This is a genomic window from Photobacterium sp., assembly GCF_057456235.1.
Window position 1 is genome coordinate 163292 of record NZ_JBVCPH010000007.1, and the last position, 22851, is coordinate 186142.

Consider the following 22851-nt stretch of genomic DNA (forward strand, 5'->3'; position numbering starts at 1 on the left):
CGCCCCTTATAAATCTTCACCGTTAAGCACGGCCTGCACTTCTGCTGCCTGTACCGTATCGCCCGTATTATTACCCCAGGCATTACGCTCGTATGTGATCACCGCAGCCAGCTCCTTCAGACTTAATTGCGGACCAAAAGCCTGCATCGCGGTACCGGCACGGCCATGGACCACCACACTGATATGTTCTAATTGCCCGCCTGGATCGGCCGCCACCCCCACTCCTGCCAATGCAGGGAAGGCACCGGGAATACCCTGGCCATTGGGCTGATGGCACATGGCACAACGCGCGAGATAGGTTTTTTCACCCAACCCCATCAGCTCATCCATCGACATTTCCATCGCCAGCAAACGCTGCTCTTCTTCACGGGCCTGCTGCTGAGCCACCTTAGTCATCTGCAGCCACTCTTGATACTCAGCCAGAGGTTTTGCAATCACCACAATCGGCATAAAGCCATGGTCTTTACCGCACAACTCTGCACATTGGCCACGATAAATACCCGGCTTATCAATCCGGGTCCAGGCTTCGTTGATAAAGCCGGGGTTGGCATCTTTCTTAACGGCAAAATCCGGGACCCACCAAGAATGGATCACATCTTGCGAGGTGATCAGGAAGCGCACCTTCTGGCCAACCGGCAACACGAGCGGACGATCCACTTCCAGCAAATAATTTTCGCGTTTCTCTCGGGTATTATCGATTTGCGCCGGAGATGTGGCGAGAAGAGAATAAAAATCAACATCTTCGTTGAAATAGCGGTAATGCCACTTCCATTGAGAACCGGTTATTTGAACGGTGAGATCAGATTGGGAGATATCTTCCATGGCGAGCAAGGTCTTCGTTGCCGGCACAGCCATCATGATCAGAATGACGAAAGGAATGATGGTCCAGATGATCTCGACCTTAGTGCTTTCGTGGAACGAAGCCGCAACCGCACCGCGTGATTTACGATGATGAAGAATGGCCCAGAACATCGCACCAAAAACCACAATCCCAATCACGACGCAGATGTAAAAAATAGTCATATGCAAATCAAACACCCGCTGGCTAACCTGAGTTACCCCTTGCGTCATGTTCAATCGCATACTTTCTGTTTCGGCAGCCGCGGGTAGTGCCCAGACTCCTGCCATCATTGCGCTGATCAGTTGGCGAATCATCCCCCTGCCCCTCCCTCTGTCATCCTGACATTCATCAATAACTGGTAAATAACATTCATCCCAAAAGCACCATGAACAAATACGTGCAGCAGTACACCGAGTGACATTTAACACTTTATTTACATTCAACTTAGGACAAGATCAGAGAAATGAGCAAAGAATTGCCGGCAAATAATAAAAAGGGGTAACAGAGATATGCTGGTGCTAACCAATGGAAAAACAGAGAAAAATAAATGGAGCGAGGGAGATCTACAGACGAATATGGATCAGTACGGGTGTAATGCGGTATTTAAATTTGGGCATTTTTGCGATCCAACGCTGCCACGAACGCCAGCGGGGACAATGGCTATCCAGCGGACTGTAGCAGCTCACCAATTCAGCCCAGGGTAACCAGTTAAGCACTTGCCGAGTCGGATCTTTGAAGCCGTGGCTATATTGCTCAGCGCCCATCTTGTTCGCTAACACCGTTCCACAGCGATCACCTGCAATAACAAAACAGGCTTCTATTTTACTAAAATGGTAACCGATACCTTGAACAAACTGCGCCAGCTCCTCGCTATTGCATGCCAGTAAAGCGTGATCACACAGTAATAATACCGGGGCGTTATTGGTCATTGGCAATGACTTGAGCCAGGACAGCTCCGTTACCGAACCGCTACGCATGGTGTAACGCTCGCTTCGGTGAAACAATCGTTCGCGCCATAACAAATTTTCATCCGTATCCAGTTCAAACCAACGGCAACGACCATTATCTAACCGGTAAAAACGGGTATCGAGTCCGGCACCAACATTAATAATAAAACCGTTGGGATGACGCCGGAGAAATGTCAGCACCTGTTTGTCACATTGCAGGGTCAGTGTGGAATATAATAACTGACGCTCGGTAACATTACCGCTTAAGCAGTCAGGTACCAGCTGGCACCGGCTACAGGCTGAAGCAGCAACGGGATCATAGATAAGGCCGTTATCAGCTAAACTTTCCCTACTCCGAAGCCAAAGTGGCTGCAGTAAGGCGGAGGGAATGTTGTAGCGGGAAGGATTAGTCATTAGCAACTCCATATGAACCACAGGAGATGGTAATGACTATCATTAAGATTTGCAAGACATTCTACGTCAGACGGCAACCGTCCTCGAGGTTAGACGCGCTCTTTTACCGCAGGTATCGCAACGAACTATATTCAGTACCAACTATATTCAGTACCAACTACATCCAGTCGGCGTTACGTATAACACCGACGGCAATGCCTTCGATCGTTAGCTGCTGGTGCTCGAGATCGACAACAATCGGCTCGAACTCTTTATTCTCGGCGTGCAACAATACCTGAGCCCCTTGCTTATCCAGCCGTTTTACGGTGACATCATCGTCAACACGGGCAACCACCACCTGACCGTTACGGACGTCCTGGGTTTTATGCACGGCCAGTAAATCACCATCCATAATACCGATGTCTTTCATGCTCATTCCATTGACCCGCAACAGAAAGTCGGCGCGAGGTTTGAACAAGGCCGGGTCGACATTGTAATGGGTTTCAACATGCTCCTGAGCCAGGATCGGCTCACCGGCGGCAACACGGCCAATCAAAGGCAATCCTTGCTCTTGTGGCTCATCACTGTTGACCAGGACCCGAATCCCCCGGGAAGCGCCCGGAATGATTTCAATCACTTCTTTACGGGCTAAGGCTTTTAAATGCTCTTCAGCAGCATTAGCAGAACGAAAGCCAAGTTCACGAGCAATTTCAGCACGTGTTGGCGGCATCCCACTATCTTCAATTTTTGCTTTGATTAAATCAAAGACTTCTTGTTGGCGCGGCGTTAACGGCTTCATGGCTTACCTGTTTGTTTATACAGTTCACTGTGAGTATATCCAGTGTTTATGGGCTTGAAAAGGCAATTGTTTACGAAAAGAACAATTTGCCGAAGAAGCATCAATCATTGTCCGGCCCCTAGCTGCAGGCGCACTTGGGATCTCCCCCCTTGCTCACCTCGTCATGCCCCCGCCCGGGATGAGTTGATTAACGGAAGAAAAAATTCACCGGAAACATCATTCAAATTGATAACTTTGCGATGATATCTTGCATTTTCGCTGCATGAGCGCCACTATTTTCTGCTATCCTAGCCACGCATTAAGAATTCGAGGCTAGTAAAAGACATGTCCAGTTGGCAGAAAATCTATCAAAAATTACTGAATTTGCCGCTTTCCCTGCTGGTTAAAACCAATTCAATTCCTTCTGATCCGGTCAAAGATCTGGAGTTGGATTTAGAGCAACCAATTATCTATATCTTACCATTTCGGTCTAACACCGATCTGATGACTCTGCGCAGCAGCACCCAGGAACTGGGATTACCGGATCCGCTATCTCCGCTGGTCATTGGCAATCGCCAGTTTCCCCGCCATGCGTATGTCGCCAACGGACCCAGTATTTTTGGCACCAAAGGCGAGTTACCGCAAGAATATATCGATCTGTTTATCGAGTTGCTGGAACAGCACAAACAGGATTCAGAGCTGAATATCCAACTGGTGCCGGCATCTATTTTATGGGGGCGTAAACCCGGTAAAGAAAGTAATCGTGGTCCGATCCTCCATCCGCTTAACGGGCCGGAAAAATTAGCGGCTATTCTCGGCCACGGCCGCGATTGCCTGGTACGCCTGAGTACGCCGGTATCACTGCGTTACATGGCTGACAACCACGGTACCGATGACGCCATTGCCCATAAACTGGCGCGGGTGGCTAAAATTCATTTCTCGCGTCAGAAAATTGCAGCTTCAGGCCCCCGACTGCCTGATCGCCAGGCACTGTTTAAGCGCTTGCTGGCCTCAAAAGCCATCGACAAGGTCGTCAGAGAAGAAGCCCAGAGCCGGGATGTGCCGATTGAAAAGGTACGCAAAGAAGCCATCGACATGATGGAAGAGATTGCGGCCGACTTTTCTTATTCCCTGATCAAAAAAGGCGAACGTTTCCTTGGCTGGCTATGGAACAGACTGTATCAGGGGCTTAACGTTAACAATGCCCAGCGGGTGCGTAAACTGGCACAAGACGGCCATGAGATCGTCTATGTTCCTTGTCACCGCAGCCATATGGATTATCTGTTGTTGTCTTACGTTTTGTATGAGGAGGGGTTGGTTCCTCCGCACATTGCGGCAGGCATTAACCTGAACTTCTTCCCGGCGGGTCCTATTTTCCGCCGTGGTGGTGCATTCTTTATTCGCCGCAGCTTTAAAGGTAATCGCCTCTATTCCACGGTGTTCCGCGAGTATCTGGCTGAACTTTTTGCCAAAGGTTACTCGGTCGAGTATTTCAGTGAAGGCGGCCGTTCCCGTACCGGTCGATTGCTGCCTGCTAAAACCGGCATGCTGTCAATGACGATTCAGGCCATGCTGCGCGGTCTGAACCGTCCGGTCACCTTAGTGCCGGTCTATATCGGTTACGAACATGTGATGGAAGTGGCAACCTACGCCAATGAGCTGCGTGGTAAACGCAAAGAAAAAGAAAATATCGGTCAGGTTCTGCGCACCTTGCGTAAGCTGCGTAATCTGGGCCAGGGCTATGTAAACTTTGGTGAGCCTATCCCGCTTAACCAGTATCTCAATGATTTCGTCCCTGAATGGCACAAAGACATTGACCCGATCGAGCCGCAAAAACCAGCCTGGATGAACCCTGTGGTCAATCAGCTGGCAACAAAGATGATGACCCATATCAACGATGCCGCAGCAACCAATGCCCTGACCCTGTGTGCACTGGCACTGTTGTCATCGCGCCAACGCGCACTCAGTCGTGAAGAGTTGGAACAGCAGATCGACAGTTATTTGCAAATTCTGCGCAATACGCCGTATTCCAGCCAGAGCACCGTTCCCGATAACGATGCCAAAGAACTGGTCGAGCATGCTATCGCGATGGATAAATTCATTGTTGAGCGTGACAGTCTGGGAGATGTCGTCTCGCTCAACCGTCAGCAATCAATATTGATGACCTATTACCGCAATAACATCATTCACCTGTTTGCGCTGCCGTCACTGATTGCCCATATCGTGATCCAGTATCAAAGTCTGACGGTTGATGAAATCCGTCAGCAGGTTGGACGACTGTACCCGTTCCTCAAAGCGGAATTGTTCCTGCGCTATGAAACAGAGGAACTCAACGAGGTGATTGATTCGCTGATCCAGGAGCTGGTTCGCCAGCGTCTGCTATTAAGTGATGGCCTGACGATTTCACTCAATAGTGCCCGTATCGGACCACTGCAACTGTTAGCCCGTACGATCACCGAGACGCTGCAGCGCTATAGCATTACCCTGACCCTGCTATGTGCCGAGCCGCAGATGATGAAGAGCGAACTGGAACAGCAAAGCCAGATGATGGCCCAGCGTCTGAGCCGATTGCACGGCATCAATGCTCCCGAGTTTTTTGACAAAGGGGTATTTGCTATTCTGGTGAAGACCCTGCGCCGTGAAGGTTACCTCAACGACGAGTGCCATGCGGTATCGCGCCCCGTGGAAAACCTTGCCGATCAGTTAGCGGCACTGGTCTCGCCGGAGGTGAAGCTCACAATCCAGGCCGTTATGAACCGGGATGATAAGCCAGTAAATAACGTCTGACGGGTATCTCGAATCGAGCAACTCGATTCGGCCCCCCCCCCTTCAAAGCTGGCTCAGTGCCAGCTTTTTTGTTGCCCCAATAGCCGTTGTTTTTAGCTTTGGACTTACCGGTACCCCGAAGCTCTATAAGGTGTACAGCTATATAAGCTTTTAAACCACCGGTAACCCAAAGCTCTATAAGGTGTACAACTATATAAGCTTTTGACTGGCCTTTGTGCCAATACCCCTGACACAAAAAAAGCGCCATAAGGCGCTTCTTCACTACGTAAATTGGCGATCAGCCGAGGTATACGCTGATCCCCATACCGCCGCAAATCAGCATACCCACGTAATTGTTGTTCAAGAACGCTTTGAAGCATAACTCTCTCTCACGACTGCGGATCAGCATCTGCTGGTAAACAAACAGCGCAGCGGCAGCCAGCAGGCACCAATAATAAGTCTGATTCAACGCCAGCATCTGACCAATAGCAATCAGCACCACCAAGGTGCTTAGCTGTAATAAGCCAATGATGATTTTGTCAAAACGTCCGAACAATATAGCGGTCGATTTGATCCCGACATGGATATCGTCATCACGATCAACCATCGCATATTGCGTATCGTAAGCTATGGTCCAGAGAATATTGGCAATGAACAGCAACCACGCTGCAGCAGGTAATTCACCGGCTTGCGCGGCATAAGCCATAGGGATCGACCAGCCAAAAGCCATCCCCAGGATAAGTTGTGGCAGGTGGGTATATCGCTTCATAAACGGATAAGCCGCCGCCAGCAATAGTCCGACCACCGACAGCATAATAGTCAGGGTATTCATGGTCAGCACTAACAGGAACGACACTAATACCAGCAGACCAAACAGGCTTAATGCCTCACGCTCTGACACTTTGCCCGACGGCATCGGCCGGTTGACCGTACGCTTTACATGACCATCAAAATGGCGGTCGGCAAAATCATTGATCACGCAGCCTGCGGCACGCATAAAAACCACCCCGAGCACAAAGACTACCAGCACCGGCAGATCCGGTAATCCATCGGCAGCCAGAAACAAGGCCCAGAGTGTTGGCCAAAGCAGCAACAAACTCCCGATCGGGCGATCAAATCGTGCAAGCTGCCAAAATGCTCTCGCCTTGGTCATCGCTAACATTGGCTCTCCTTTGAGTATACCGGTGCCTGCATCAGAAATAATTCGGCCACCAGCAAAGGTTTATCATTTATCCATAAGCGCGAACGCCGTGCCCACAAAGGCTTATCCTCTGTGCCAACATTGGCTACCACAAGCGCATCACGACGCGCACTGCGATCAGTAAAAACTCTGAATCCTAATGGCGTCTCACCTAACTGTTCTAAATCACGTTCCTGCCCTGTCAGGGTTGATAACGGGATTAAGGTACGGGCAAACACCCACGGCTGGCCATCGCCGCGCAATAGCACCTTGCGCATCAGGCACCCGGTATCCCCGAGCAGGGCTCGCTCATCTTCTGATAACAAAGATTTATCTATTTTCTGCAGCTCGAGCAGAGAAACCGTAAATGTGTCACAATGCCGTTCAAAACGACGTGATAATGAATCAGGTTCAAGCAGCCAACGCCCAAACTCTGTCCCCTCGAGTGCCACAGCCTCTGGCGGTTGCCAACAGGCGCTATCCAATAAAGGGTTATACAACTGTTTGAATTTCGACATCTTTCCAATACAAATTCTACCAGCCGAACATGAAAAGAACTTGGTAGAATGCGGTTAATTTATTACCATAAAGAAACACTATTGTAGCAAGCTGTAACGGATACGAATATCGTTCCGGTCGAAAGATAGTAATTCATTGCGTAAAATTAAGATAACCCTATGAGTGTAATGATGAAATCAAAAGTCTTTGGCTTAACCCTGCTGCTTGCCGGCCCCCTGGCTTCTCATCATGCGGCGGCGGAAGATGCGGCGCCACTAATGCCACAATACAGCTATTACACGTTATCACCTGACATCACGACCAACTACGTGACTCAGGGCAAGAGGCTCGGTTACCTGCGCCTACAAATTGATTTGATGGTGTCAGATCCGGATCTCATCACCAAAGTGGAGCACCATTCCCCCCTGATCCGCGATGCCATCATTAACATTATCGGCCAGCAGCCTGAAGTAAAAGTGAAATCTTTGGCTGGACGCGAAGAGATCCGCCAGCTGTGCCTGAGCAAGGTCAATGAACTGTTGATCCGCGAGACGAACCAGAAGCTCCTGACCGAATTACTGTTTACAAAATACCTCTACCAGTAGCATTGTCGGTCTTCAATATACCGTAAAGGCACAAAAAGCGCTCGATGAGCGCTTTTTGTTATGATGGAAATACATGGCCATCGCTGCGAGACTATCCCCGCAATAGCTAGGCCGCCGCTTCAGGCCGAATTCTACCCTTTGCCCTGCAATCCCGGACTTTCTCCGCAATATATTGTGTCACCGCACCTACCTGCCCTTCATTGAGATACAGGCCAAGTTTGCTCCGGCGCCATAACGCATCGATTTCAGATAATACAAATTCATGCTCAATCATGTAATCAAGCTCTTTGGCATATAAGCCTTCCCCGAAGTGCTGTCCCATCTCCGCTTCGCAGCTCACTCCTTCCAGTAATACTGATACGCGGGTACCGTAGTTAGTTGCCATCCGCTCGCGGGTGAATGACGTTAGCCATGGATATTGCTGCTCCAGCTGACGGGCCAGCTGCTGACCATCAAAAGCTGCTTCGCCCCCCGGCAAATAGGCATTTTCAGTCCAGGCTTGCCCTATTTGCGGGAAGAACGGGGTCAGTTTGGTCATTGCCGCTTCAGCCAACTTACGATATGTCGTCAGCTTGCCGCCGAAGATTGACAGTAATGGCGCATTGCCCCCTTCCTGATCTAATTCCAGCGTGTAGTCACGGGTAATCGCTTGCGGCGAGTCGGATTCATCATCGCACAACGGACGCACACCGCTGTAGGTCCACACCACATCATCTCGGTTTAATCGCTTCACGAAATGTGCGTTATAGACCTTCAGTAAATAGTCGATTTCGCTGTCATCAATCGCAACCTGACGCGGATCGCCCTGATATTCCACATCAGTGGTACCAATGATCGAGAACCGATCCAGATACGGGATCACAAAGACAATACGGTTATCTTCGTTCTGCAGAATATAAGCCTGAGGTTCATCATGGACACGCGGTACGACGATATGCGAGCCTTTAATCAAACGGATATTGCGCGGAGAATTTTCTTCCAGGCTCTGGTCAAAGAAAGCTTTCACCCAAGGACCCGCCGCATTCACCAGAGCGTGTGCTTTACGAACAAAAGTCTGGTTGGTCAGCACATCGCGCACGGTCACTATCCATAAGTCGCCTTCACGTACCGCTTTTTCAACTTTACAGCGGTTACGCACTTCCCCGCCTTTCTCCGCGACTTCCATCGCGTTCAGTACCACTAACCGCGCATCATCAACCCAGCAGTCTGAATATTCAAAGCCTTTGGTGATGGCCGGTATTAAGACCGAGTCCTGACCAAACCTCAAGCCGTGACTGCCAGGCAAGGTCGTACGTTTGCCGAGGTGATCATAAAGAAACAGGCCAGCACGGATCATCCAGGCCGGGCGAAGATGAGGACGGTGTGGCAAACGGAAACGCATTGGGCGAGCGATATGCGGGACTTTACGTAATAGTACTTCGCGCTCAGCCAGGGCTTCCCCGACCAAGCGAAACTCATAGTGCTCTAAATAGCGCAAACCACCATGGATCAACTTAGAACTGGCAGACGACGTGGCAGACGCGAAGTCATCAGCCTCATATAAGCCGACATCCAGCCCCCGGCCTGCTGCATCGGCAGCAATACCAGCACCATTGATACCACCACCCACAACAATTACATCTAAGATATGTTCGTTTTCTGCCGCCATGCCGTTCCCTTCCTCATTACGCCTATAATTCGAAACTAAACGAGCACCGACAGCTCAATTAAGTTCTCATTCGCTCATAATAGCGAACATGCCATCAAAAATCATCCTTTTTTGTTTTCGATTTGTTACATGAACGTGACGGGCCGCCATTTCCATTATAGTGGTTAGGTATTGATCTTGACCGGAAGAGGTATTGCCGAAAAAAAACAGGCCACCATTTCTGGTAGCCCGTATCTTCACCAATATCGCTCGTCGTTCAGACTGGCATTGACTCGTTAGCCAACAATTTCAGTATGGACGTCATTGTCCTGCAGGTGCTTGACCAGCTCTTCCGGCGGTTGAGCATCGGTGAACAGCATATCAATCTGGCTGATATCCCCCAGATTCACCATTGCATTACGCCCAAACTTAGTATGATCCACCCCCAGCATGACACAGCGGCTGTTTTCAATGATTGCTTGTTTGACACGTACTTCGTGGTAATCAAAGTCCAGCAATGACCCATCAAGATCGATACCGCTGATCCCCATAATGCCGAAATCAAGACGGAACTGAGAAATAAAATCCAGTGTCGCTTCACCGACAATACCACCATCCCGGTTGCGCACTTCACCACCCGCCAGAATAACCCGGAAATCTGCCTTGCCGGTCAGCACACTGGCGACATTAAGGTTATTGGTCACAATGCGGAGGTCATTATGATTGAGCAAGGCACGCGCGACGGCTTCCGGGGTGGTACCAATATCAATAAACAGTGTCGCCCCGTCAGGGATATGTTTAACCATTGCCATCGCGATGCGATCTTTCTCCGCCAACTGCATGACTTTACGGGTTGTATAGGAGGTGTTTTCGGAACTGGATGGGATCGTTGCTCCGCCATGGTGGCGGCGAATTTTATTTTCCGAAGCCAGATCATTGAGATCGCGGCGAATAGTTTGAGGGCTTACCTTAAAACGTTCAACTAGGTCGTCAGTGCTGACATAGCCTTGGGTTTTAACAATATCGATGATTTCCTGATGACGTTTGCTCTGCTTCACGGCTAACGCAGCTCCTGGTTGCAACAAGGCTCCGCGAATGCGAAGCCCTGTCATATTACCTACAGCGTTAGCAAGATGCCAATGACGGCGATCTCAATCATGCATTTTGCTGTGCACTATCAAGTGCCCGTTGTGCATGAACGCTGTTTTCGCCAACCATTGCCAGCACCAGGAAGAAGATGGATAAGCCGCATGCTGACGTCAGCACCATGAAGCCACCATCCCAGCCAAAGTGGTCGACGGTGTAACCCAAAATAGCATTTGCGGCTACGGCGCCACCCAAGTAACCGAACAGCCCCGTCAGACCCGCTGCGGTACCTGCCGCTTTTTTCGGTGCCAGCTCGAGCGCATACAGACCGATAAGCATAACCGGGCCGTAGATCAGAAAGCCGATCGCAACCAGTGCCATCATATCAACCATAGGGTTACCGGCCGGGTTGAACCAATAAATCAATACCGCAATAGTCACCAGTGACATAAACAGAATACCGGCAGGTGCACGGCGCCCCTTGAAGAACTTATCCGACATCCAGCCGCACAATAATGTGCCGGGAATACCCGCCCACTCGTATAAGAAGTAGGCCCACGATGATTTATCGACCGAGAAGTCTTTGACTTCGCTCAGATAGACCGGCGCCCAGTCCAACACGCCATAGCGGATCAGGTAAACAAAGGCATTCGCAATCGCAATGAACCACAATAGCTTGTTGTTAAACACATACTTGAAGAAGATTTCCTTTGCGGTCATCTCTTTCTCATGGGACTCATCATAGTTATCAGGATAATCGTCTTTATGCTCTTCGATAGAAGGGAGACCACAAGACTGCGGCGTATCGCGCATGGCGATTAATGTGAAAGCCGCAACCAGCAATGCGAAGAACGCAGGCACGTAAAACGCAGTGCGCCAGTCATCGTTGAAGGCCCATAACCCCAGCAGGAACATCGGGCCAATCAAACCACCGCCCACGTTATGCGCGACGTTCCAGACCGACACTAATTCACCACGCTCTTTACGTGACCACCAGTGCACCATGGTACGGCCACAGGCCGGCCATCCCATCCCCTGGAACCAGCCGTTCAGGAACAACAGAATAAACATGGCGGTAATACTGCTTGTGGCCCAAGGCATGAAACCAAAGCACAGCATCACCAGGGCCGACATGGTCAAACCGGCAGCAAGGAAATACCGCGGATTGGAACGGTCTGACACGCTACCCATTAAGAATTTCGATAAGCCATAAGCGATCGACACGGCCGCCAGTGCGACCCCCAGATCACCGCGGCTATAACCGTACTCTTCAATTAAGAAAGGCATGGCCAGACTGAAATTTTTACGGACCAGGTAGTAACCGGCGTAGCCAAAGAAAATACCGATAAAGAGTTGCCAGCGCAGGCGCTTATATACAGAGTCTGTCTGCTCGTCAGGCAGACGCTCTATATGAACCGCGGGACGAAATATGCCAAACATAAGATGTTCCTTAAAAGGTTGTTGTTTTTAGCGATAGTTTGCGCGAACGCATAATGTAGGGCGAGGGAAACAATCGATTTCGCTCAATACAGGCAAATTATTGCGCGAATGGGGATGAAATAATGTGAAAACAATCAAAAACGAAGATTTATTTATCAGAAATAGATGTTTTACTCTAGGTTTTCGGAAAAAAATGCCTTCCAGATAACCCATTCCGTAACTTAAGTGAATATCCACCGTCTTCAATCATACCAATCGACGTCATTATCCCGATTGGTATATAGGCAAACCATCTCAAGATGCGAGATGGTTTGGCTCTAAGATCACTCAACGGGTCTTGATAAGCTTAGTATCGACCAGCGCCAGCGCACAGCCACTGATCAAACCAAACAAGTGGGCCATATTGGCCACTGACATACCCAAAGGCCCGGCAAAGCCAATCACCAGCCAGACCAGCATGAAAACGACATAGGGTTGAGGAATCGACAGGCCCCGCTGCGGCGCTAACCACCCTGACCACCAGATATACCCAAGCAAGGCATACACGACCCCAGACAAACCGCCAAAATTAGCACCATGGAGCCAGAACTGCGCAACCCCCGAAATGAGTGCCGACACCAGAAAAACCTGCACCAGTTTGCCGCTACCGCTGTGCCGTTCCAGCTGCCCCGCTAAAATCCACCACCACAGGCAGTTAAAGACAATATGCAAGGTCGAGAAATGGATCATAGCGTGGGAGAAAAAACGCCAGGCTTGCCACTGATCACCGTCCATCAGCGGAAAGTGGAGTGCATCGAATATCGGTTGCTGCAGCCCAAAGAACCACAGCAGATAAATACCGATGACCACCACCATTATCGACAGGCTGAAAGGGCCTGCCTGGGATTTGATCATGGCCAGCAAACTCGGACTGCCATAATGAAACCTGGCCGTGCGGCTTTCAGCGACTTGCCACGATGCAGCCTGATATTTTGCGTTATCAGGGTTCGCCAGAAACGCCGTTAATTCCGCTTCCGCTTCTATCAGGTGTTGTGAGTCCGTTAACCAGAGTGCAAACACCCCCTCAGGTTCAGACGCTAACGTTAACGCGATACCACGTGAGGCCATGTAATCGATAAAAGCCTGTGCTTGGCGAGGGTTATTAAATCCGGCTAACCGATGCATCTGTTACTCCGCTGAATATGGCAACGCCTGTCGGCGCCAGCCTTCAAAACCACCTTCAAGACTATACACTGTTTCATAACCTTGATTAATCAGATATTGTGCCGCACCCTGACTACTTACTCCGTGATAACACATCACAATCACAGGTTGCTCGAAATCAACCCGATCCATGAATTCAACCATTGTATCATTGGTCAGATGAAACGCCTGTTCAGGATGAGCCAAAGCAAATGACTGCGGATCCCTGATATCAACCAGTACGGCTTCAGAACCTGCCTGTTGTAATAAAATGTACGCCTGCTCTGCCGAAATATGTTCAAACTGCTCCATTGACTGCCTCATCTGTTGTTGATCTGTCTGCGTCATCATTACCGCAAAAATGTGATGATCATCCACTATGGGATCCTATCGCTTTTAAAGCGGCACCTTTTATACCCCGCTTATTATACCTCACTCACTTACTCACAACCTTGCACAGAATGTAAGGTCTTATCCACACTTGAAACTCGCACTGAAACTCAACAATTACAGGGCCTAGCGATCACCCGTTCCCTCTCCCACCCTGACCGCTGATCATAATTCAACCAGCTGTGGAAAAGCCTGTGGATTGCGTTGATAATGTGTCCAGCTCAAATAGGATCCACTACATATAGATTAGATCCGTCACAAGCTGTGGATAACTACCAGGGTCATTCACAGTGATACTCACAAATGTGAGTTATCTCTCAATATTCAAGCATAAAAAAACCGACTCTAGGCCGGTTTCTCATCATCATTCATTGTGGATAGCTGAGCAGGATCCTCAGAACACGTCACCCACTGCCAGCTTCAGTTTTTTCATGGCGTTTTTCTCTAACTGCCGGATCCTTTCCGCAGACACTCCATAGTGATCAGCCAGATCCTGCAACGTGGACTTATCATCGTCTAACCAGCGAGAACGAACAATGTGCTGGCTACGATCGTCCAACTCCGCCAAGGCATTAGACAAACGGTTATTGGCGTGGCTTTCCCAGTTATTTTCTTCATAACTAAGGGCAACATCAGAAGATTTATCTTCAAGGAAGTACACCGGAGCGGTATAGCTGACATCTCGGTCATCATCTTCCGCCGGCATCTCAAATGCCGGATCCTGTGCCGCCAGGCGAGATTCCATCTCGCGTACTTCAGAGGGATTCACGCCAAGTTGCTCTGCAACCATTTCAACTTCGGCATTGTTAAACCAACCCAGGCGTTTCTTCGCCTTGCGCAGGTTAAAAAACAGTTTACGCTGGGCTTTGGTCGTCGCAACTTTTACGATACGCCAATTGCGTAACACGTATTCATGAATTTCAGCTTTAATCCAATGCACCGCAAAAGAGACCAGCCGTACCCCAACTTCAGGGTTGAAGCGTTTTACCGCTTTCATCAGGCCAATGTTGCCTTCCTGCACCAGATCGGCCATTGGCAAGCCATAGCCGGAATACCCACGGGCAACATGCACAACAAAACGCAGATGAGACATCACTAAGTTTTTTGCAGAGTCAATATCACCCTCATAATGCAGACGTTCCGCTAACTCTTTCTCTCGCTCCGCTGACAACATCGGGTAGCGGTTGACGGTCTGGATATAACTATCCAGGCTATCTGCAGAAACCAGAGCCATTGAAGACATCGCTTTTGTCATGCAAAAACCTCATGTGTTTTTTTATACCAATGCAACGCTATGCAAATCTCCATAACGTCATGTAACTTACAATAATGCCAAGAAAATGGGTCACTTTGCAAGCGGGCCGCATAATCTACACCATTTGTAGACTCGAAAATGTCAGACAGGTTCAATTTCTTTCAAGTGACGTCCGGCAGAAAGTCGCGCCGCTAACAAACCAAGAAAAGCCGCGGTCATCAGTAAAATCAAGCTTTCATCCCAGCTCAGGCCGACTAACCGGAAGCTGTTATCATAAAGCGCAGCCAGTTTAGCAACGGCGCCGTCAAGAAGTATAGTCACTATCGCCGTCAGTACCCACGCGATAATCGCCCCAATTAATCCGTACCACACCCCGACATACAGATAAGGCCGGAGAATAAAGCTGTCTGTCGCCCCGACCATTTTCATCACTTGTATTTCATCTTTCTGATTCAGCACTTGCAGGCGCAAGGTGTTACCGACAATTAAGAACACGGCAAACAGCATTAGGCCTGACATTAATAATGCTAAGGTGATGGCCAGCTGTTTTATTGCAGCCAGACGTTGCAGCCAGTCACTGTCGAGCCGGACTTCATCAACGCGTGGCTGGGTTCGAATTTTTGCTGCCAGCTCAGTGGCTTTCTCACTGCTCTGCCACGCGGGAACCGGGCGCACTATCACCACCGCCGGCAACGGATTTTCATCTAACAGGCTTAGCGCCTGTTCAAAGCCGGCATGCGCGCGGAAATCCAGCAAGCCTTGCTGCGGAGAAACATAAGTGACGGCCTCAATTTCAGGCCAGTCCTGAATTTTTTCCGCAAAGCTTATGGCCACGGGCTCTGCCACACCGCTTTCTAAATACAGCGTCAGCTGCGTGGGGTTCTGCCAGGGCTGTGCCACCAGCGTGATGTTTTTCGCCAGCAAATAAAAGCTGGCCGGCAGAGTTAAGGCAACCGCCAGCACAGCCAGGGTTAATATATTGCCCAAAGGCCGCTTCATCAGATCGTTGAGCGCTTCGATACCCTGCTGCTTATGGATAGCAAAAAAGCCAATCTTATTACGCGCCATGTGCCATCTCCCTCAGGTGACCTTGCTGTAAGTCTAATCGACGGTAATTACGGCTCGATAACAATGAGGTATCGTGAGTCGCCATCAACACACAGACGCCGACCCGATTAAATTCTTCGAACAGACGCATCACTTGCTGTGAGAGCGCGGCATCAAGGTTTCCGGTGGGTTCATCAGCCAGTAGCAGCATCGGTTTATTGACCACGGCCCGGGCAATCCCTACCCGCTGCTGCTCCCCACCCGATAGCTGGATCGGCAGGCAGCGCGCCTTGTCAAGCAGGCCGACCTTATCAAGCGCGGCAGATACCCGGCGCTTAATATCATTTTCAGGCACTTGCTCTACCCGTAAAGGTAACGCCACATTGTCGTAAACCGTATGGTTCATCAGCAATTTATGATCCTGAAAAATAATACCGATATTACGTCGTAAAAACGGGATCTGTTTATTCTCGATCCGGGTGATGTCATGATCATTAAAATAGATGCGGCCATCACTTGGCCGCTCTATAGCGCAGATCAGTTTCAGCAAGGTACTTTTACCCGCACCTGAGTGCCCGGTTAAAAAGGCCATATCTGCCGACTGCAGATGAAAATCCACTTTTTGCAGGGCTTGCCTGCCGCCACGATAGGCTTTACTTACCTGCTGAAACCGAATCACACTCTATTCCTCGTCACTAAACAGCGCTTCAATAAACTCATCCGCGGCAAATGGGCGCAGATCATCAATCCCTTCGCCAATACCGATATAGCGAATGGGGATATTAAACTGATCAGCGACGGCAAAGATCACCCCGCCTTTGGCGGTACCATCCAGTTTAGAAATAGTAATCCCTGAAACCGGCGCCACTTCACTGAACAATTTGGCCTGACTGATCGCGTTTTGACCCGTGCCCGCATCAACTGTCAGCATAATTTCATGCGGCGCAGCAGGATCAACCTTTTTCATTACGCGGACAATTTTGCGTAACTCTTCCATCAGGTTGCCTTTGTTCTGCAGACGACCCGCAGTATCTGCGATCACGACATCGACATTGCGCGCTTGCGCCGATTCTATCGCATCATAGATAACAGACGCACTGTCCGCCCCGGTATGCTGGGCGATCACTGGCACATTATTGCGCTCACCCCAGACCTGAAGTTGCTCTACTGCCGCCGCACGGAACGTATCACCGGCAGCCAACATGACAGACTTGCCTTCAGCCTGAAACTGCTTCGCCAGCTTGCCGATCGTCGTCGTTTTACCGACCCCGTTTACCCCCACCATCAGAATAACAAAAGGTTTCTTGCTGGTATCGACAACCAGAGGCTGTTCCACCTGCGCCAGCATGCTGGCTAATTCTTCTTTGAGTAAACCATAGAGAGCTTCACCGTCTTTGAGTTCCTTACGGTTGGCTTTTTCTGTCAGGTTCTGGATGATTTTCAATGTGGTATCCATCCCCACATCGGCTATCAGTAGCTGCTCTTCCAGCTCTTCAAACAAATCATCATCAATTTTCTTGCCCCGAAACAGGCCCGAAAAGCCAGAACCGATATTGGTTTTGGTTTTCTTCAAGCCGCGCATTAAACGGGTAAAGAAACCTGCTGTTTTAGGTTTCTCCTGTTCGTGAACCACAGCGTCAGTTGTCACCTTGTCCGCCAGCGCTTCAGCTTCAGCTTCCTCTGCCGCCTTCGCCACAGCTAACGCTTCCGCCTCTTCTGCCGCCTTCGCCGCAGCTAACGCTTCCGCCTCTTCTGCCGCCTTCGCCGCAGCTAGCGCTTCCGCCTCTTCTGCCGCCTTCGCCGCAGCTAACGCTTCCGCCTCTTCTGCCGCCTTCGCCTTCGCCGCAGCTAGCGCTTCCGCCTCTTCTGCCGCCTTCGCCGCAGCTGACGCTTCCGCCTCTTTTTGCTCCTTTTGTTCAGTTGATTGCTGAGAATCAACCTCTGTTTCTACAGTTGGTTTTTCTGTCGTTTGGTCGGTTTGCTCGGCTTGTTCCTCAGAACCAAAACCCAGCCACGAAAATAATCCGCGTTTCTTTTTCTCTGCCATTGGCAAATCCTAGCCCTTGATTGGTACAATTTGCAGTCTAAAAACAGGTGTATACTATCATTTTCTAAACGGTCGAAAAAAGTTATGACGAGACACAGGCAACAAACGGGACGAAATGTGCAAAATAATCGCCGGGAAGGGTTCATCAGAATCATCAGTGGGCGCTTGCGCGGACGAAAGCTCCCGGTCCATGATGTCGACGGGCTCAGGCCGACAACCGACCGAGTAAAAGAGACTGTTTTCAACTGGTTAGCACGAGATATCCCCCAGGCAAAATGCCTCGATCTGTTTGCGGGCAGTGGCAGTTTAGGGTTTGAAGCCCTGTCGCGTGGTGCAGAAAACATCACCATGCTGGAATTAGATAAAAAAGCGGCCAATCAGCTGCAACAGAACCTTACAACGATCGGTGCAAGCAATGCTGAGGTGATTAATACTGACTGCCTGAAGTATTTAGCGCAGCCAGGTACACCTCATGATGTGGTGTTTATCGATCCGCCCTTCCGTAAAGATTTGATACAAAATGTCATCGATCTGCTGGAGGCCAACCACTGGCTCACTCCCCATGCAATGATTTATATTGAAGCAGAGAAAGAATTGGGTGCACTCACGACGCCGGCACACTGGCGTCTGCACCGTGAAAAAACAGCCGGTCAGGTCTGTTATCGTTTATTCGAAAGAGAGGAAGCATGAAGGCGCTGATTACATTAGCTAAAGCCGCTATCGGTTTTGTCTGGCTGATATTACTGATTAATATCTTTAACCCGTTCCCAGGGGTGGCTGCCATCGCGCTATACATCATGACTGGGTTCTTATTTATGATGCATGGTTTGCAGATGTTGATTTTCATCGGAGCATTTGGCGACAAGATCAATATGTCGAAATGGGAAAAGGGGTCAATTCTGATTTTTGGTATCTTTGCCCTGTTAGATATCCGTCGTAAGCATATGATGTAAAAAGATAGATACGAGAAGCGAGGTTACTAGATACTAGGATCTCGCCACTCGTAGCTCAGTTATAAACCGATTTCCAGGTACTTGCGTAACCCGTCTAAGAACATCTGGGTTGCTATCATGATCAGCAACAACCCCATCAGCCTCTCAACCGCTTTCAACCCTTTCTCGCCCAACAACCGGTTAAAGACCTCGTAGAACATCAGGATAACAAACGATGCCCCCCAGGCAAGTATGACCGCAAACGTCCAGTCCCAGATACGGGTTGGATCCTGATTGGACAACAATAATAGCGATGCCAGCACTGATGGTCCGGCAATCATCGGTATTGCCATTGGCACCAGAAAAGGTTCTTCACCTGCCGCCAACCCAGTCACACCACCCGGTTGCGGGAAAATCATCCGAATCGCAATCAGGAACAAAATAATCCCGCCGGAAATACTGACCGTTTCTGTCGAGACATGCAGGAACGTCAGCATCTGTTTACCGCCAAACAAAAACAGCAACAGAATAACCAGCGCAAAGCACAGCTCGCGAACCATGATAAATCGTCGACGTTTCGGCTCAATATGCCGCAGGATCGACAACATTACCGGTAAATTACCCAGCGGATCCATGATTAAAAATAACATGACCGCCGCAGACATTATTTCCACAGGGCAGACCTCAGACAGAGATTCGTAATACGAAGTAAGATGAAAAACAACAATATCAGCCGGACAGCTGATTAAGAGCTGGGGAGTATAACAAACGAACAAAAAGGTGGCGATGAAAACTGCCACCTCAATCAGAATTAAACCGCTATTTTTTATCCGTCAGCGAATTAGTGACTGCACATACGTTCACGATTCGCCGAGATTGTTTCACCCTCCTGAACGACTTTTTGGCGATCAAGTAAAAATGCTAACAACGCATCAAAGGTTAAGTCTTGCTGGCTACAGGTGTAGAAACGGACATCTTCACCATATTCAGCGACGATTGCTTGTTTTAACGAAGCTAAGGTATATGACGTATCTTCCGCAAGTAGCATATTCAACACAGTGTGACCATGGACTGATTGGCTCATCGTAGTACTCGCAACATAAGGGGCTTGACCATATTTAACCATGTTGACTGCGGGTCGTTTTGACTAGGAACAAATAAAGGCATTTAAAATGCAGGTTATAAGTTCAACCCGCTTTTATTGGCGGCGATGGCTTATCTTGTCCGCACTGCCAGCACAATTCAAATTGCCCTTCGTTCACTTCACGGCACTGCTGACACATCCATTGAGTATATTCGGCCTGCTCATAATCTTCTAGCTGTCGCCGCGCCGGTAATACTTGCTCAACGGATACCCATAACCCCACTTCCACGACATTAGCGGGCAGCTCTCCGGCAGCAGCCCCCAGATTCTCACCACTCAGCCGCACCGCGATGTGAGATCCCTCCAACATCCCTTTCAGGGTGTGAGCTTCCAGATTATTCGCCGCGCTGTAAACCTTGACCCATTGCCCTGTCATTACCAGCCCCTTACCGGGAAGAGCCCGTGCAATTCAATAACGGGAATAAAGCCCCTGATTCGCTTTGTTATTTTTTATCACAATGCCAATCAGAACAGTAACGTCGCCACGATCAGTGTCTGCGCCAGGTAGTAGGTTGACATAATAATACCGGTCGAGGGTTTAAATGGCCCCCGAAAACGGTCAACGGCCAGCATCGTATCGGAAGCCATAAAAATTAACGCCCCGACAAAGGCCAGCAGGCCGGTGGTGGAATGCGTTGTTAGCCAGAATTCCCCGGCCGCCCAGGTCATCTGGGCGATCATGACAATATAAACCGCCACAGGCAGCATCAGACGCCCCAGAGAAGGCAGCAATAATAAGAAAATAATGATCCCGCCACCCAACAACATCGCCGGCAACCACCACACCATACCTCCTGAAAGCTGACTCCAGAAAGCCACGGAATACGCGATATGAGCCAGAAGGAAGCAAGCCAGCCCATGGATAAAACGATCTTTAGGAAGCATTAAAAACACATCCCCAACCATCGAGAAGAGCAACCCCGTAAAAATCACCTGCTGATAAAAGCCAGTCAGCCCTGTCTGCCACGTAATACAGAGAAGCAAAAACAGGGTAAATGGCTTAAAGAAAAAAAACTGCCATTTAGGACCATGGTAGGCAGCATTAATATGTAGTAAACCGGATAAAAAAATGGCTAACCAAACCCACATAGGATCACCGTTGTTGTTATAAGCAGGGACAGTTTAAAAACCAAACCAGAATTGTCTAGCTTGGAACCTCGATAACAAGACCCCGATTGAAAAACAGTAACTAAATCTAGCAAGTTGCTATCCCGGTAGCGTTGATACTATTCAGGCATCACTGTTGGGCTATCTTGTTCCGGACCTGCGATGACAGCAAACAAAGGGGGAAACCCTCAGATACAGCGGCTCACTGAACCCAACTAGATTCTGATTCACTTTTATTTACCTTTACGGATCAGATACCAGGCAAATAACAGCGATATTACGACAAAAATCATAACAAATAATTATTTAATATTAATAACTTAACACCAAAAAACCCAGACTAACCACATTAAACCCTACCCGCCACCAAACGACCTCCTTTCCCCTACATTGTCTTTCATCTATAGCTTGTCAGCCTAAAAAATCCAACCAAATCGGAGACTTTATGCTGAATTCGACGATATACGCTGACTATGTTGATTCTCACCATACAACCAACCCCCATTAAAAACCCTTAAGCAGCCCCACGCCAAATTTGATCCTAAATTTCAAAAAAAACAAACACCCCTTCAACACCGCTCACTTACCAACCAAATATAAACATATAAAAACAAATACTTAAGTCAGAGGCGGTAAGGGAATGACCAATTCGAACGCTTTTAAATCACCAAGAAAAAACACAGCTTAACCACCAGATAAAGGCCAGTTAATGCCATGTAAATTGTTTTTATCAAACAAAAACAAGCCTAGCTATTGCCTAACCAACAAAAAAGATGCTATTGTTTTTAACACGATCAATTGAGCAGCAAGCAAAGGAGCCTACCAATGTTAACCCCTTCACAAAAACAAGGGCTTATGATGATCGCAGTTGTGGTTGGTCTGATGACACTGCCTGTGATCTATTAAGTCAAAATAAAAATTCATAGAAATGGCGCCTTTCGGAGCCATTTTTCTACCTGTAACAACCTCACATCTGCACTTTCTCAATCACTGAAAATGCTCTGCGATCAAGCAGATAACCGTAGTAATTCAGTCAATACAATAGATTGATAAACAAAAAGGCCCTGTTACAAAAACAGAGCCCAGGGCATATTGCGATAGAAGATTAAGAACTATTTCGGGGATAAGACAATATGATGCCAGTGAACGGAATAGAACCAGATAGCCAGCGCAGTAAAGCCCAGCACCAGTAACACAGCGGCGCTCCAGACAAAGCGTCCGCTCCGCGGAGTCAGTTCCTTTTCACAATCATGACAAGCACTGAGAAAACCTTGTTTGTCGTCTAACTGGTAGCCCTCTTCATGCACCGTTTTATTGCGCACTGAAGCAATAAAACGCAGCTTTGGCAGAATTTCATGAGGCAGACGCTCTTCGCAACTATTGATTAACTGGTGAAGTCCTTTTCCTTCTGCATGATAATGTTGACGAAGCAAATGCTCGATACGCCGCGAGCGTGTCACTACCATTTCGATATTTGCCATAGGCTTTCCTTCCTGACTGATCTTTGTTTTACCTTAGCGCGAGTCGACTGCCATGCAAAGCATGCTGACACTGATTTACAACCGAATCGTTGCTGTCCTGATATT

General features: G+C 49.0%; 23 protein-coding genes. 4 read left to right on the forward strand and 19 right to left on the reverse strand.

What is annotated here, in order from left to right; translation table 11 throughout:
* Positions 1–6 precede the first annotated feature (6 nt).
* From coxB to lexA, 3 genes are all read right to left on the reverse strand, one after another.
* Complete coding sequence (gene coxB, locus AC2204_RS10265; RefSeq protein WP_318925402.1) at positions 7–1155, reverse strand: cytochrome c oxidase subunit II; 1149 nt, start codon at positions 1153–1155, stop codon at positions 7–9.
* Between the two features lie 249 nt (positions 1156–1404).
* Positions 1405–2202, reverse strand: coding sequence for a class I SAM-dependent methyltransferase (locus AC2204_RS10270; RefSeq protein ID WP_318925403.1), 798 nt, complete (start codon positions 2200–2202; stop codon positions 1405–1407).
* 157 nt (positions 2203–2359) lie between these two features.
* Complete coding sequence (gene lexA / locus AC2204_RS10275; protein ID WP_318925404.1) at positions 2360–2980, reverse strand: transcriptional repressor LexA; 621 nt, start codon at positions 2978–2980, stop codon at positions 2360–2362.
* A 324-nt stretch (positions 2981–3304) separates the two neighbouring features.
* Here lexA and plsB point away from each other — a divergent pair, with 324 nt between their 5' ends.
* Positions 3305–5746, forward strand: a complete 2442-nt coding sequence (plsB, locus tag AC2204_RS10280) for a glycerol-3-phosphate 1-O-acyltransferase PlsB (RefSeq protein ID WP_318925405.1) — start codon at positions 3305–3307, stop codon at positions 5744–5746.
* A 277-nt stretch (positions 5747–6023) separates the two neighbouring features.
* Here the strand turns inward: plsB and ubiA are convergent, their stop codons facing one another.
* Both ubiA and AC2204_RS10290 read right to left on the reverse strand, forming a co-directional pair.
* On the reverse strand, positions 6024–6887 hold the full coding sequence (gene ubiA, locus AC2204_RS10285) for a 4-hydroxybenzoate octaprenyltransferase (protein ID WP_318925406.1): 864 nt from the start codon (positions 6885–6887) through the stop codon (positions 6024–6026).
* Positions 6881–7423 carry a chorismate--pyruvate lyase family protein gene (locus AC2204_RS10290; RefSeq protein ID WP_318925407.1) on the reverse strand — a complete coding sequence of 181 codons (543 nt, stop codon included), beginning with the start codon at positions 7421–7423 and terminating at the stop codon, positions 6881–6883. Before AC2204_RS10290 ends, ubiA begins: the two co-directional genes overlap by 7 nt.
* Positions 7424–7591: 168 nt before the next feature.
* Between AC2204_RS10290 and AC2204_RS10295 the strand changes: the two genes are divergently transcribed.
* Positions 7592–8008, forward strand: coding sequence for a flagellar basal body-associated protein FliL (locus AC2204_RS10295; RefSeq protein WP_318925476.1), 417 nt, complete (start codon positions 7592–7594; stop codon positions 8006–8008).
* A 106-nt stretch (positions 8009–8114) separates the two neighbouring features.
* On the opposite strand, the gene glpD is transcribed toward AC2204_RS10295, so the two are convergent.
* From glpD to ftsY, 9 genes are all read right to left on the reverse strand, one after another.
* Positions 8115–9656, reverse strand: coding sequence for a glycerol-3-phosphate dehydrogenase (gene glpD / locus AC2204_RS10300; protein WP_318925408.1), 1542 nt, complete (start codon positions 9654–9656; stop codon positions 8115–8117).
* 275 nt (positions 9657–9931) lie between these two features.
* The gene (locus tag AC2204_RS10305) at positions 9932–10693 is read right to left on the reverse strand and encodes a DeoR/GlpR family transcriptional regulator (protein ID WP_318925477.1); all 762 of its coding nucleotides are present in this window, start codon (positions 10691–10693) and stop codon (positions 9932–9934) included.
* Positions 10694–10790: 97 nt separating this feature from the next.
* Positions 10791–12161, reverse strand: a complete 1371-nt coding sequence (gene glpT / locus AC2204_RS10310; protein ID WP_318925409.1) for a glycerol-3-phosphate transporter — start codon at positions 12159–12161, stop codon at positions 10791–10793.
* Between the two features lie 327 nt (positions 12162–12488).
* On the reverse strand, positions 12489–13325 hold the full coding sequence (gene glpG, locus AC2204_RS10315; RefSeq protein WP_318925410.1) for a rhomboid family intramembrane serine protease GlpG: 837 nt from the start codon (positions 13323–13325) through the stop codon (positions 12489–12491).
* Positions 13326–13328: 3 nt separating this feature from the next.
* Positions 13329–13655 (reverse strand): thiosulfate sulfurtransferase GlpE, encoded by a 327-nt coding sequence (gene glpE / locus AC2204_RS10320; protein WP_318925478.1) that lies wholly within the window; start codon positions 13653–13655, stop codon positions 13329–13331.
* 472 nt (positions 13656–14127) lie between these two features.
* On the reverse strand, positions 14128–14988 hold the full coding sequence (gene rpoH, locus AC2204_RS10325; protein WP_318925411.1) for an RNA polymerase sigma factor RpoH: 861 nt from the start codon (positions 14986–14988) through the stop codon (positions 14128–14130).
* A gap of 141 nt (positions 14989–15129) precedes the next feature.
* Entirely contained in the window at positions 15130–16056 is a 927-nt protein-coding gene (gene ftsX / locus AC2204_RS10330; protein ID WP_318925412.1) for a permease-like cell division protein FtsX, read from the reverse strand.
* Entirely contained in the window at positions 16046–16714 is a 669-nt protein-coding gene (ftsE, locus tag AC2204_RS10335) for a cell division ATP-binding protein FtsE (protein WP_318925413.1), read from the reverse strand. The genes ftsX and ftsE overlap by 11 nt, the downstream gene beginning before the upstream one ends.
* 3 nt (positions 16715–16717) lie before the next feature.
* Positions 16718–18082, reverse strand: coding sequence for a signal recognition particle-docking protein FtsY (ftsY, locus tag AC2204_RS10340; protein ID WP_318925414.1), 1365 nt, complete (start codon positions 18080–18082; stop codon positions 16718–16720).
* Between the two features lie 84 nt (positions 18083–18166).
* Here ftsY and rsmD point away from each other — a divergent pair, with 84 nt between their 5' ends.
* Positions 18167–18772 (forward strand): 16S rRNA (guanine(966)-N(2))-methyltransferase RsmD, encoded by a 606-nt coding sequence (rsmD, locus tag AC2204_RS10345; RefSeq protein ID WP_318925415.1) that lies wholly within the window; start codon positions 18167–18169, stop codon positions 18770–18772.
* Positions 18769–19035: a DUF1145 domain-containing protein gene (locus AC2204_RS10350; protein ID WP_318925416.1), complete on the forward strand. Its 267-nt coding sequence runs from the start codon at positions 18769–18771 to the stop codon at positions 19033–19035. The genes rsmD and AC2204_RS10350 overlap by 4 nt, the downstream gene beginning before the upstream one ends.
* 59 nt (positions 19036–19094) lie before the next feature.
* Here AC2204_RS10350 and AC2204_RS10355 read toward each other — a convergent pair whose 3' ends face one another.
* The 5 genes from AC2204_RS10355 to AC2204_RS10375 all read right to left on the reverse strand — a co-directional run bounded on the left by AC2204_RS10355 (position 19095) and on the right by AC2204_RS10375 (position 22746).
* Entirely contained in the window at positions 19095–19688 is a 594-nt protein-coding gene (locus tag AC2204_RS10355; protein WP_318925417.1) for a YhgN family NAAT transporter, read from the reverse strand.
* Positions 19689–19855: 167 nt separating this feature from the next.
* A complete protein-coding gene (locus AC2204_RS10360) occupies positions 19856–20098 on the reverse strand; it encodes a YecH family metal-binding protein (protein ID WP_318925418.1) in 243 nt (80 codons plus the stop codon).
* Between the two features lie 103 nt (positions 20099–20201).
* The gene (locus AC2204_RS10365) at positions 20202–20534 is read right to left on the reverse strand and encodes a putative signal transducing protein (protein WP_318925419.1); all 333 of its coding nucleotides are present in this window, start codon (positions 20532–20534) and stop codon (positions 20202–20204) included.
* Between the two features lie 89 nt (positions 20535–20623).
* A complete protein-coding gene (locus AC2204_RS10370; protein ID WP_318925420.1) occupies positions 20624–21247 on the reverse strand; it encodes a lysoplasmalogenase in 624 nt (207 codons plus the stop codon).
* A 1130-nt stretch (positions 21248–22377) separates the two neighbouring features.
* Entirely contained in the window at positions 22378–22746 is a 369-nt protein-coding gene (locus tag AC2204_RS10375; RefSeq protein ID WP_318925421.1) for a DUF4145 domain-containing protein, read from the reverse strand.
* Positions 22747–22851 lie beyond the last annotated feature (105 nt).

Bases quoted from the DNA above. Each gene is read 5' to 3' on its own strand.
- ftsX (WP_318925412.1), bottom strand. From the start codon at position 16,056: ATGGCGCGTAATAAGATTGGCTTTTTTGCTATCCATAAGCAGCAGGGT.
- AC2204_RS10270 (WP_318925403.1), bottom strand. From the start codon at position 2,202: ATGACTAATCCTTCCCGCTACAACATTCCCTCCGCCTTACTGCAGCCA.
- AC2204_RS10295 (WP_318925476.1), top strand. From the start codon at position 7,592: ATGATGAAATCAAAAGTCTTTGGCTTAACCCTGCTGCTTGCCGGCCCC.
- rpoH (WP_318925411.1), bottom strand. From the start codon at position 14,988: ATGACAAAAGCGATGTCTTCAATGGCTCTGGTTTCTGCAGATAGCCTG.
- ubiA (WP_318925406.1), bottom strand. From the start codon at position 6,887: ATGTTAGCGATGACCAAGGCGAGAGCATTTTGGCAGCTTGCACGATTT.
- plsB (WP_318925405.1), top strand. From the start codon at position 3,305: ATGTCCAGTTGGCAGAAAATCTATCAAAAATTACTGAATTTGCCGCTT.
- rsmD (WP_318925415.1), top strand. From the start codon at position 18,167: ATGACGAGACACAGGCAACAAACGGGACGAAATGTGCAAAATAATCGC.
- glpE (WP_318925478.1), bottom strand. From the start codon at position 13,655: ATGGAGCAGTTTGAACATATTTCGGCAGAGCAGGCGTACATTTTATTA.
- AC2204_RS10375 (WP_318925421.1), bottom strand. From the start codon at position 22,746: ATGGCAAATATCGAAATGGTAGTGACACGCTCGCGGCGTATCGAGCAT.
- AC2204_RS10290 (WP_318925407.1), bottom strand. From the start codon at position 7,423: ATGTCGAAATTCAAACAGTTGTATAACCCTTTATTGGATAGCGCCTGT.
- AC2204_RS10350 (WP_318925416.1), top strand. From the start codon at position 18,769: ATGAAGGCGCTGATTACATTAGCTAAAGCCGCTATCGGTTTTGTCTGG.
- AC2204_RS10360 (WP_318925418.1), bottom strand. From the start codon at position 20,098: ATGAGCCAATCAGTCCATGGTCACACTGTGTTGAATATGCTACTTGCG.
- AC2204_RS10370 (WP_318925420.1), bottom strand. From the start codon at position 21,247: ATGTGGGTTTGGTTAGCCATTTTTTTATCCGGTTTACTACATATTAAT.
- coxB (WP_318925402.1), bottom strand. From the start codon at position 1,155: ATGATTCGCCAACTGATCAGCGCAATGATGGCAGGAGTCTGGGCACTA.
- AC2204_RS10365 (WP_318925419.1), bottom strand. From the start codon at position 20,534: ATGACAGGGCAATGGGTCAAGGTTTACAGCGCGGCGAATAATCTGGAA.
- glpT (WP_318925409.1), bottom strand. From the start codon at position 12,161: ATGTTTGGCATATTTCGTCCCGCGGTTCATATAGAGCGTCTGCCTGAC.
- glpD (WP_318925408.1), bottom strand. From the start codon at position 9,656: ATGGCGGCAGAAAACGAACATATCTTAGATGTAATTGTTGTGGGTGGT.
- lexA (WP_318925404.1), bottom strand. From the start codon at position 2,980: ATGAAGCCGTTAACGCCGCGCCAACAAGAAGTCTTTGATTTAATCAAA.
- glpG (WP_318925410.1), bottom strand. From the start codon at position 13,325: ATGCATCGGTTAGCCGGATTTAATAACCCTCGCCAAGCACAGGCTTTT.
- ftsY (WP_318925414.1), bottom strand. From the start codon at position 18,082: ATGGCAGAGAAAAAGAAACGCGGATTATTTTCGTGGCTGGGTTTTGGT.